The following is a 10,484-nucleotide window of genomic DNA, read 5'->3' as shown; positions in this document are numbered from 1 at the left end:
GCCGGTCGAATACGAGAACAACCACTACCTCGCAACCACGAAGCCCCAGGTCACACCCAACACCTGAGATCTCTACCGAACTCGGAACGGTTCAGATCTCCACAGTTCGAGGGGATTGACAAACGCCCCGAAGTCACCGCAGCCTGAACAACCCTGCTGATCCACAACTCTCGACAATTGCTCCTGATCGGGCACGTCCGACGACACACGTCGCCGACCTCACCCGCGGGGAGCGCGCAGTCAGTCCTTGGTCAGGTGCCGGAGGTAGCGCGCCGTGAGCCCGCGCTGCCACTTGCCGCTCGTCGTGCGGGGCAGGGTGCCGCGCGGTACGACGTGCACATCGACGGCGCCGAGGTCCAGACGGGCGGACACCAACCTCCGCAGACGGGCCGACAGATCGCCCGCCATCGCGAGGTCGTCTGTTTCCGCTATCACGACCATGCGTTCGCGGTCGTGGTCGGCCACCACCACACAGCGGCCGGACCCGCCGGGCAATCCTGTCCGGACCACGTCCTCGACGTCCTCGGCGAAAAAGTTGCGGCCCGCCACGATGACCATGTCCTTGGCTCTGCCCGCGATGTACAGCTCACCGCCCACTCGCACGCCCAGGTCGCCGGTGTGCAGCCAGCCGTCTCGCAGGAGCGGGGTCAAGGTGTGCTCGCCCGGCAGCAGGTAGCCGTCGGCGAGCGAAGGACCGCGCAGGACGATCTCACCGACCTCGCCTTCGGCCAGTTCGCGGCCGTGTCCGTCACGCAGACCGAGGTCGAGTCCCGGGACGGCGCGCCCCACCGAGACCAGCCCGGTCGCGTTGTCCGCGTTGCCGGGGAGGATGACGGCCCGGCTGTGTTGTGCCAGGGATTCCCGGTCGAACCACACCACCTTCGCGGGGACGTCCGCCGGGGGACAGGCGACGGACATGACGGCCTCGGCCATGCCGTAGACCGGCTTCATCGCCGTAGCGACCAGTCCCGAAGGCCTCAGAGCCTTGGCCAGGCCGGCCACCGTGCAGGGTTTCACCGGTTCACCGCCGTTGAGAGCCAGCCGCAGGGAACCCAGGTCCAACGCGTCCAGCATGCCGTCCGGACACGATGCGACGATCCGGTCGTATCCGAAGTTGGGGCTGCCGAACACCGTCGCCCTACAGGCACTGACGTGTTTGAGGACTTCCCTCGGCCTGCGCACGAACCGCCACGGAGTGAACAGATGGTGCTCGTAGCCCAGCCACAGACCATAGACCAGAGTGATCAGCCCGAAGTCATGGAACAGCGGCACCCAGGAGACGACCACGTCGTCCATGCCGATGGAGCTGGCCCCGGAGGTCGCCGTCAGACACGCGAGCACCGCTCGGTGAGAGAGAACCACTGCCTTGGGGCGGGCGGTGGTTCCCGAGGTGAACTGCACGATCGCCGGGGCTTCCGGCCGGGTCACCAGGCCGACGGGCCGAACGGGCGCCGGGGCGCAGTCGGACACCGCGACGACCGCGAGGTCCGGCCTCACCCTTGCAAGCTCTTGACCGATCTCCGCGTACTCCCCGCCCACCAGCAGATGCCGCAGACCGGCGATTGCCGGGGCGAGGGCAGTAGCCACCTTGCTCGCCGAAGCGTGCCCGGGTGGCACGGGGAGCACGGTGATGGCGCCGCCCGCAGCCCACACACCGAACATGGAAGGAGCGAATTGCGGTGAGGTGCCGATCAGCAGGCCGACGGGCGTGCCCTCGGTGACGCCGAGTCTCACCAGTGCTTCGGCTACTCCACGGGCCCGTGCGGGAACGTCGCGGTGCAGCAGCGTTTCTCCGGCCTCGGGGAACACCAACCGCGTGTGACCGCGGTCGTCGTCGAGGTGGTCGAGCAGCTCGGCCAAGGTCCGGACCATGGACCTGCCAGAATGTACCAATGTGTTGTCGCCCATTGCGGGGTCTACCTCTCAAGCTGGTCGGTGCGGCGGTCTCGTACTCACTGGCCCCGCGTGAGCAGACAGGTGCTGCTGACACCGGCTCCGACACTGACGTGCAGATGGTGTTCTCCCTGACCGGGCGGCGGATGTTCGGCGAGGTTGGCGGGCAAATCACCGCAACCGAGATGGCCGGTCCGTTGCCCGACGCGCACGACCTTGTCACGCAGCGCTGCGGGCAGCGCGGTGGCGGTCAGGTGGTCGGACAGCGTGCGCCCGATCCTCGGGAGCAGTACCGCGGTGATCGTGGGGCTGTCTGCGTACAGCGCGGCGTCATCGAGTACTTCGTCGACGGCCCGGCGCACACAACGACTGATCTCGCGCAAGGTGGCCCTGCTCGGGGGCTCGTAGCGCCTGACGCTTCGCTCGAACGGGTGCGAAGTGGGGTAGGCGAGTTCCAGCCCGTTGTTCCCTGCGGAGGCGATCGCCTCGACCACCTGCGGTCCCCGCCCCCGGGTGAGGACGGTCGCGGTGGCACCGTCGCCGAGGGGCGGCACGGACTGCCAGCGGTCGTACGGCAGCACGCCGAAGACGTCGGCTGTCGTCACGAGAGCGGCCCCGGCACGCGGCTCGGCCAGCAGGTGGGCGACGGCGAGCTGCAACGCCCCGCCGCCACCGTTCGACATCTGGTGCACGCCGATCGCCGGGCAACCGAGTGCGTTCAGCTCTCTGGCCACCCGGTGGGGCGGGGTCCACGTGCCGGGGCCCTGGTCGTAGACCCAGGAGTGGACGAGCAGTCCCAGCTTCTGTGGCCGCACCTCAGCCGAGTCGAGAGCGCGGCGTGCCGCCAGACACGCCATCTCCGTCGCGGTGCGGTCCGAGGTCGGCAACTGCTCGAAGTCCTCGCCGGAGGAGTCGGCCGGCAGCAAGACTCCGCGCTCCTGTGCCAGCGTCGCCGGGTAGGCGTCGTCAGGCAGCCACAGCGCACAGGCCGCGACGGTGACCGCGCCCGCCACCCTCATGAGCGCGGCCCCGTGAGCCGGATCGGTATGCGTTCGGGGCCGCGCGGGCCGAATCCGCCGTACCACACGAGCTCTTCCACCGGCAGCTCCAGGCGGAGGCCGGGGAAGCGCCGCAACAGCGCAGGCCATGCGGTGGCGGCCGTACGGCGCGCCAGGTGCGCCCCCATGCACCGGTGCACTCCACCGCCGAACGACAGGTGGCCGGGGCCCCGGCTGCCCCGTCGGGCGGCGGCCGGGCAGGCCGCGTCGTCGTTGGCGGCGACGATCAGGACCATGACTGCCTCTCCCGGCTCGATAGCCTGACCGGCGACCACCATCGGTTCGGTGGCGAATCGCCAGCTCGTGAAGGAGATCGGCGGATCGCTTCGGAGCAGTTCTTCGACCACCGCGCCCGGGTCGCCGGTCAGCAGCTCGGTACGCGCGCGGGAGTCCTCCAGCAGCTTGGCAGCCCCGTAGCCGAGCAGAGGAATCGTCACCACTCCGCCGATCACGACCATGGCCAGGTTTGAGGCGATCTCCCTACGGCTCAGCAAGCCGTCCTGCTGCGCCCGCAGCAGTGCTTCGAGCAGGTCGCCGTGGCCGTCCTCCGGTGTCCTCTCCTGCCAAGCGCGTTCCACCGCCTCCGCGACGACGTGATACGCCCGGACCATGTCCGGATCAGTCGGGTCTGCGGGCCCCAGCAGCTTCTCTCCCTGCAACATGATGATCTTCGTGAGGTCCGCTGGGACGCCGACCATGCGACCCACCACGTCCAGGGCGAGCGGAGTGGCGAAGTCGGCGATCAGGTCGGCGGTCTCTCGGGTGGCGAGTGCGACGAGCCGGTCTTCGATCGCCTCGTCGATGACGGCCTGCCGTCTCGCCATGGCCGTCTCGGAGAGGTACTTGCCCATCACGCGCCGGATCCTGGTGTGGTCCAGTCCGTCGAGGTTCATCAACTGCCGCCCGCTCACGGCAGTGAAGTCCTCCGGCACCCGGCGGCTGCCGACGGCCTGGCCGTATCTCGCCACCGGGAGCGGGTCCTTGGTCAGTCGCGGGTCACGCAGAGCCGCCTCGGCCGCCGCGCGATCGGTGATCAGCCATACAGAAACCTCGCCAGGGAGCACGACGCGATGCACGGGGCCGCGCGCCGCCAACTCCTTGAAGACGGCCGGACGCGGTACTCGGTGGAAGTCGTCCGTCTCGAGCGGACGGCACAGTGCCGTGCGGGGCTCGCTCATCCGGCCAGGCTCTTCTCATGATGCCGCTCGATCGCGGCGGCCAGTTCACCGATAGTGCGCGCGGTGACGAGTTCGTTGTCCTCCAGTTCGACACCGAGACGGTCCTCGATCATCATCAGGCCGCGCAGCATCGCCAGGGAACTCATGTTGGGCAGGTCCCGCAGCGACGCGTCGACCGCCAAGTCGGTGGTCGCCCCGTCGATCCCCAGTGCCTGCACGAGCACGTCCCGGACCAGCGCGGTGAAGTCGATGCCATCTCCGGCGATTTCGTCTGGGCTGCGCAATGGAAATCCTCCTCGTCCTGTGAACAACATCAAAAGTCGCGAGCAGGGGCCGACCATGGGAGCCTGCCGCGACGGGGAAGGTCCCTCTGGGTCATGGCCCCGCCGTCATGGGTGCGCGGGTGATGCGGTGGCTCCCCTCAAGCGGTCTCATGGACGGGCCGGTTGCGCTGAGCCCACCTCACCACCGGCGGCGCCACCAGACCGAGCGACATGAAGACCAGACCGAGCACGAACCAGCCGGGTCGGCCCATGGAGATGCAGAGCAGTCCCAGCACGGGTGGCGCGATCGCGTTCGCGAAGACGAAACCCATGTTGTAGACGCCCGTGTACTCTCCGACGGCGTGCGGCGGAGCCAGCCCGTAGCTGAGTTCGAAGCCGGCGGAGGTCTGCCACAGCTCGCCGGCGGTGTGGACCACCGTGGCCAGCAGGACGGTCAGCGCCGCTACCCAACCCGGCAGACCCGGCAGCAGGGCGAAGAGCGCAGTCGAAGCCAGGAAGGCGAGACCGGCGCGGCGCATCGCACGTCCGGCGGCGGCCGCCGTGGCGATCCCCCGGCTGGCCCGGACCTGCAGGAACACACACAGCGACGTGTTGGTCATGGCGACCGCGCCGATCAGCCAACCGGGGGCGTTCGTGTCGCCAACGAGCCACAGAGGCAGGGCGAACACGAGCACCGCGTACTGCATGCACATCATGCCGTCCAGCGTGGTGAGGGACAGGTAGGGCAGGTCGCGAAGGGTGATCCAGCGGTCCCCCTGACCTGGATCGGGCATCGGTGCCACCCGGGGTACGCGGCTGACCAGCACCGCGGACACCGCGTAGGTGAAAGCGTCCCCGAGCACGAGGGCGAGGTAGGTCGGTCGCGTGTCGATCTGGATGACTGCCGCAGCCGCGGCCCCGCCGACGGCCATGCCCACGTTGGTCAGGGACCGCAGGTATGCGCGGAACGCGGCGGGATTCCCGCCGCCCAGGGCCCGGATCATCGGGCCGCGCGCCGCGAAGCTTGCCGCCTGTGCGAACTGGAGCAGACACACCGAGACGAGAAACGTCAGGAAGGAGTGGACGAACACGAGCGAGGCCGCGACGACACCCTGGCATAGCAGTGTCACGGTGTACGTCTCGCGCGAGCCGCGCCGGTCCGCAAGACGGCCCGCGGCCACGCCGCCCACGAAGCCGCACAGGGAACTGACCCCGAGGCCCACGCTGACCTGCGACACCGGTAGTCCGGCCGAGCGGGTGAAGAAGAGTGCCTGGCCGGTCACGTAAAGGCCGTTCCCGACGTTGTTGACCAGTTGGGCCGCAGCCAGCAAGCCCTGCGGTCCGCTGTCGGGTATCAGACCCGGTCTCCTTGTCCGCATCGCGCTCAGCGTCACTTCCGATCTGCGTCCTGTCTGGCGTGGTGGGCACGTGTCCGCGTCGATGTTCGGCAGGCGGAAGGGGAGCCGGCGGCTCTTCGCGGATGATCGGTGCCCGAGGCCGGTCCGGCTGGCCGCCGGGATGAGCCCTACGGGTCATACGCCGAACTCCTGGAAGGCGATGGTCTTCTCGACGCGGTAGTGCTCGACGCCGAGCAGTTCCCGGATGATGTACGAGTTCCGGTACGCGCCCATGCCCAGATCGGGGCTGGTGAGGCTGTGGGCGTGGACACCGCCGTTCTGGAGGAAGACACCGCGGCCGGTGACGTCGATGGTGTAGTTGCGGGCGATCTGGAAGCGGCCTCGGCTGTCGAAACGGAGGCGGTCCCTGACGGGGTCCAGGAAGGCGGGGGGCTCGTAGTGGTAGCCGGTGGCCAGGACCAGGCCTTCGGTGCGGACCTCGAAGTCCTTGTCCTGCTCGGACTGATGGAAGCCGAGGGTGTATGAACCGTCGCGGTACCGGGCGCTCACGAGGGATGAGTTGGTGAGCAGCCTGGTGGCGACGGCACGGCCGCCACTGTCGACCTTCTTCTGGTACAGCAGGTCGAAGATTGAGTTGATCAGATCCGAGCTGATGCCCTTGAAGAGGATCTTCTGCTGTGCTTCCAGACCGTATCGGGTCGCTTCGGGAAGAGCGTGGAAGTAGTCGATGTACTCCGGAGACGTCATCTCCAGGGTCAGCTTGGTGTATTCTAGCGGGAAGAAGCGTGGGGATCGGGTGACCCAGTTCAGCTGATAGCCGTGCACATCGATCTCAGCGAGCATCTGGTAGTAGATCTCGGCCGCGCTCTGGCCGCTGCCGACGATCGTGACGGACTTCTTCGACTGTAGCTCCGCCTTGCGCTGAGCGTACTCGGAGCTGTGCAGGAAGTCGCCGCTCAGCCCGTCGCAGACCGAGGGGACGAAGGGCACAGTACCGGTACCGAGTATCAGACGGCGCGCCAGGTAGCTCACTCCGGAATCGGTGCGGACGACATACACCTCGTCCTCGTACGTCACCTCGACGACGGCCGTGCCGAAGCGGACATTGCTCAGCCGGTCCGCCGCCCAACGGCAGTACGCGTCGTACTCGACACGAAGCGGGAAGAAGTTCTCACGTATGTAGAACGAGTACAGACTGCCCTTCTCCTTCAGATAGTTGAGGAAGGAGTACGGGGATGTCGGGTCGGCGAGGGTGACGAGGTCCGACATGAACGGGGTCTGTAGGCGGGTGCCTTCCAGGAGCATACCGCCGTGCCACTTGAAGGCTGGCTTGGCCTCCAGGAAGAGGCCGTCGAGTTCGGCGATGGGTTCGGTGAGGCAGGCAAGGCCGAGGTTGAAGGGGCCGAGCCCGATTCCCGCGAAGTCGTACGTCTTGGAGCGGGGGTCAGCCGAGGCGCTCACGGGCGCTCCCCAGATAGTACTCGGCGTAGCCGGCGATCAGGTCGAGAACCGTGGAGATGTCGGCTACCGTGGTCTCAGGGTTGAGCAAGGTGAACTTCAGGTAGGTGCGCGTGCCGACCCGGGCGCTCGCGATCACGGCCTCGCCGGAGTCGAACAGGGCCTTGCGGGCGTGGAGGTTGGCGCGGTCGATCTGGGCCGGGTCGGTGTCGTCCACCGGGACGTAGCGGAAGACCAGGGTGGAGAGGGCCGGCTCGACGGCGACATCGTAGCGGGGGTCGGCATCCAGCATCCGCCAGCCCTCGGCGGCCCTGTCGCAGACCTCGTCGAAGAGCTGTCCCACGCCGTCGGCGCCCATCACGCGCAGAGTCAGCCACAGTTTGAGGGCGTCGAAACGGCGGGTGGTCTGGAGGGACTTGTCGACCTGGTCAGGCGTGCGGTCGGCCACCGGACGGCGCGCGCCGGGGTCGCCGGCGCGGTAGGTGGCGTGACGCAGGGCAGCCGCGTCCCGGACCAGCATGGCGGAGGAACTCACCGGCTGGAAGAACGACTTGTGGTAGTCGACGGTGACCGAGTCGGCGCAGTCGAGGCCGGTGAGGCGGTCCTGGTACTTCAGCGAGGTGAGCAGTCCGCAGCCGTAGGCGGCGTCGACGTGCAGCCATACGCCGTTCCCTTGGCACAGATCGGCGATCTCGGGGAGCGGGTCGATGGAGCCGAAGTCGGTGGTGCCGGCGGTGGCGACGACGGCCATGGCGACGAGTCCGTCCCGCTTGCAGCGCTCCAGTTCGTTGGCCAGGGCGGCGGTGCTCATCCGCTTGTACTGGTCTACCGGCACGGAAACCACGGAGTCGTGGCTCAGGCCGAGCAGCTTGGCGGACTTCTGCATGCTGAAGTGGCTGACCTCGGATGTGAAGATCCGCAGGGTGGCGAGGCTGTCGCTCTTGGCCTCCTCGCGAGCGAGGAGCAGCGCCTGGAGGTTGGACTGGGTGGCGCCGGAGGTGAACACACCGTCGGCGGTGGGGGCGAGGCCGATGCGGCGGGCCGTCCAGTCGATGAGCCTGCGCTCGATCAGGGTGGCGCCGGCCGACTGGTCCCAGGTGTCCATGGAGGAGTTCACGGCAGACAGGACCGCCTCACCGAGCACAGCAGGGATGACGACCGGGCAGTTGAGGTGGGCGAGGTAGCGCGGGTGGTGGAAATAGACCGCGTCGCGGAGGTAGACGTCCTCCAGCTCGTCGAGCGCTGCGGCGGTGTCACCGAGAGGGTGCTCAAGGTCGACGGCGTCGATACGGGGGGAGAGGGCGTCGACGGTTACGCCGGTGAACGGGCGGTCGGTGGTGGCGAGCTTGGCCGCCACCCGCTCGACTCCTTGGATCACGGAGCTGCGGTACTGATCTGCGGTGAGGCCATTGAGCAGGTGTGAACGCATACGGGTCCTCCGTGGGGGCGATCCGTGCCGGATGTCTATTCGGGCTGACCTGCGTATTTCACTCGTTGCGGGGCCAGGTCTCGGCACCCGAACCTCGGATCGGGAGGGATTTTCATGGTGCTCGGCAGGAGTCGGCTTCGTGAAGTTCGCCGGAGTTCGTCGCCGGAGTTCCCAGTGACGCGTCGAGTTCCGTGAGCGAAGCGGGTCGGTTGCGGCCCAGTGACTCATGCGCCGACACGAACTCATGCGCACACTGCGCGGTGGCGCAGCTTATCTCTCCGGCGAGTATGACCGCTCCCATTAGCGCAGCCAGTTTTCTCGCCTTTCCTGGACCGGAACAACCCACCATAGACAGAGTGGCCTCGTACCCGGGAAGCCCGGTACCACCGCCCACCGTTCCCACGATGAGGCTCGGTATGGTCAGGCATACTTCCAGCTCGTCCGGCCCCACCAATCTTGCCTCTACGATCACCTGAGCGCACTCGGCCAGGTATGCCATGTCCTGGCCGAAGGCTTGGAAGAGCGCAGCCATTCCGTTCGCGGCATGAATGTTCAGCGAGTAGCTGGCATGGTGGGCCAACGTACTGCTGCATTCTCCCAGAAAACGCTCCAGTCTCTCCGGGCTGGTTCGAGTCATGTATTCCATGACGTCGCGTCGTAGCACCGTGCGAGCCAGTACCTGCTTGCCCTTCCGGCGCAGCGGGATGCTTTTCTTGTCTTCAGGGTAGGGGAGCATGTCGTGCTCGACAAGATCAGTGTTCTGGGTGATGAACTCCGCGACCTGGCTGATCGCCTTGCTGGCCATGTTGCTTCCCATGGCGTCGCCAGTCGTGAAGGAGATGGTCAGGAGTACGCGCGTGGCCTGACGATCGTAGGAGAGGTCCGCGACACTCAAGTGCCCGCTGTTCATCACCGCGATGTTGCAGATACGTTTCTTTTGTTCATGGCACCAGTCCACCAGCCTCCGCGCATCGGACAACGTCGCGCAGGTGAACTGGACAGACCGCAGAAACCGGTCTCCGAAGACCTCCACTTCGCAACCGCCGGAGGCGTTCATCACCTTGGCTCCTCGTGCGTAGGAAGCCACAAGGGCCCCTTCGAGAGTTGCCATGGGAACGACGAATCTGCCGTTCAGTTCGTCACCGTAGATATCGAACGGGCCGCAGAGTCCGGTGGGTACGCTGACGGCGCCGATGAAGTTCTCTATGTTCCCGGCCACCTGATCCTCGGTGAGCGCGGTCTGTAGAGGTTCACAACTTCCGCCAGCCAGGCGTGCGGCCAGTTCTACTCGTTGACGGTAGTCGTGTCGCGGAACAGAGAAGTCCATGCTGCAACTCCCGGAGGTGGGATGATGGGAAGCGGTGTCAATGTTCTGCGTTCAGAGCCGGTTGGGACGGCAGGCCGATGAATGGTTCGATCGAAACAGGCGTGCACTGCGAAACCTCTCCGAACCAGCAGGGTCGGTAACACTGCATCACACTAGAACGCGGAAGGGTCGGCGGGCAATGACTCAAAAGCAACTACAGATGACTCTTCACATGACTTGACGTCAGGTTTGTCTCACTTTCACCAAGTATGCGCCGAGTATCTACGCGGCGCGTCCGGGTTGAATGGCCATACGGATTTGCGTGGCGGTAGTTGTCAAGTCAAATGAGACGTTTACGTCGCTATGTGGTTTGTAGTTCGGGTTGTGTTCGTTTGGTGGGGTCGTTGATCCAGACCTCGCCGGGTATTTCGGGTGGCTTCGGCCGACGGGCGAAGCGTTCGGGGTGGCGTTCGTAAGCCCCGGCGAGGGCGACAGCCCTGTGGTCTCTCACCTCCTGGGCGGTGCCGAAGTGGACGGATGC

The 10,484-nt window shown here is 66.7% G+C and carries 8 protein-coding genes; all 8 read right to left on the bottom strand.

Translation table 11 applies throughout. The features are described from left to right. Window positions 1–240 precede the first annotated feature (240 nt). The 8 genes from ACFC02_RS39685 to ACFC02_RS39650 all read right to left on the bottom strand — a co-directional run bounded on the left by ACFC02_RS39685 (window position 241) and on the right by ACFC02_RS39650 (window position 9,964). Entirely contained in the window at window positions 241–1,872 is a 1,632-nt protein-coding gene (locus tag ACFC02_RS39685) for an AMP-binding protein (protein ID WP_376367413.1), read from the bottom strand. Between the two features lie 80 nt (window positions 1,873–1,952). After that, window positions 1,953–2,912, bottom strand: a complete 960-nt coding sequence (locus ACFC02_RS39680) for a ketoacyl-ACP synthase III family protein (RefSeq protein ID WP_376367411.1) — start codon at window positions 2,910–2,912, stop codon at window positions 1,953–1,955. Next, a complete protein-coding gene (locus ACFC02_RS39675) occupies window positions 2,909–4,129 on the bottom strand; it encodes a hypothetical protein (RefSeq protein WP_376367409.1) in 1,221 nt (406 codons plus the stop codon). Before ACFC02_RS39675 ends, ACFC02_RS39680 begins: the two co-directional genes overlap by 4 nt. Then, window positions 4,126–4,413, bottom strand: coding sequence for an acyl carrier protein (locus tag ACFC02_RS39670; protein ID WP_376367407.1), 288 nt, complete (start codon window positions 4,411–4,413; stop codon window positions 4,126–4,128). The genes ACFC02_RS39675 and ACFC02_RS39670 overlap by 4 nt, the downstream gene beginning before the upstream one ends. 137 nt (window positions 4,414–4,550) lie before the next feature. Continuing rightward, the gene (locus tag ACFC02_RS39665) at window positions 4,551–5,723 is read right to left on the bottom strand and encodes an MFS transporter (RefSeq protein WP_376367405.1); all 1,173 of its coding nucleotides are present in this window, start codon (window positions 5,721–5,723) and stop codon (window positions 4,551–4,553) included. A gap of 201 nt (window positions 5,724–5,924) precedes the next feature. After that, entirely contained in the window at window positions 5,925–7,211 is a 1,287-nt protein-coding gene (locus ACFC02_RS39660) for a lysine N(6)-hydroxylase/L-ornithine N(5)-oxygenase family protein (protein WP_376367403.1), read from the bottom strand. Beyond that, a complete protein-coding gene (locus tag ACFC02_RS39655) occupies window positions 7,195–8,637 on the bottom strand; it encodes a pyridoxal phosphate-dependent decarboxylase family protein (protein WP_376367401.1) in 1,443 nt (480 codons plus the stop codon). Before ACFC02_RS39655 ends, ACFC02_RS39660 begins: the two co-directional genes overlap by 17 nt. Window positions 8,638–8,749: 112 nt before the next feature. Further along, window positions 8,750–9,964 (bottom strand): hypothetical protein, encoded by a 1,215-nt coding sequence (locus ACFC02_RS39650; protein WP_376367399.1) that lies wholly within the window; start codon window positions 9,962–9,964, stop codon window positions 8,750–8,752. Window positions 9,965–10,484: the final 520 nt, after the last annotated feature.

Source organism: Streptomyces sp. NPDC056160, from assembly GCF_042268205.1.
Classification (GTDB): Bacteria; Actinomycetota; Actinomycetes; order Streptomycetales; family Streptomycetaceae; genus Streptomyces.
This window is presented reverse-complemented; position numbering and strand designations above follow the sequence as displayed.

What these genes read in the sequence shown, in the direction of transcription:
- ACFC02_RS39650 (WP_376367399.1), bottom strand. Translation starts at nt 9,964, where the DNA reads ATGGACTTCTCTGTTCCGCGACACGACTACCGTCAACGAGTAGAACTG.
- ACFC02_RS39685 (WP_376367413.1), bottom strand. Translation starts at nt 1,872, where the DNA reads ATGGTCCGGACCTTGGCCGAGCTGCTCGACCACCTCGACGACGACCGC.
- ACFC02_RS39680 (WP_376367411.1), bottom strand. Translation starts at nt 2,912, where the DNA reads ATGAGGGTGGCGGGCGCGGTCACCGTCGCGGCCTGTGCGCTGTGGCTG.
- ACFC02_RS39655 (WP_376367401.1), bottom strand. Translation starts at nt 8,637, where the DNA reads ATGCGTTCACACCTGCTCAATGGCCTCACCGCAGATCAGTACCGCAGC.
- ACFC02_RS39675 (WP_376367409.1), bottom strand. Translation starts at nt 4,129, where the DNA reads ATGAGCGAGCCCCGCACGGCACTGTGCCGTCCGCTCGAGACGGACGAC.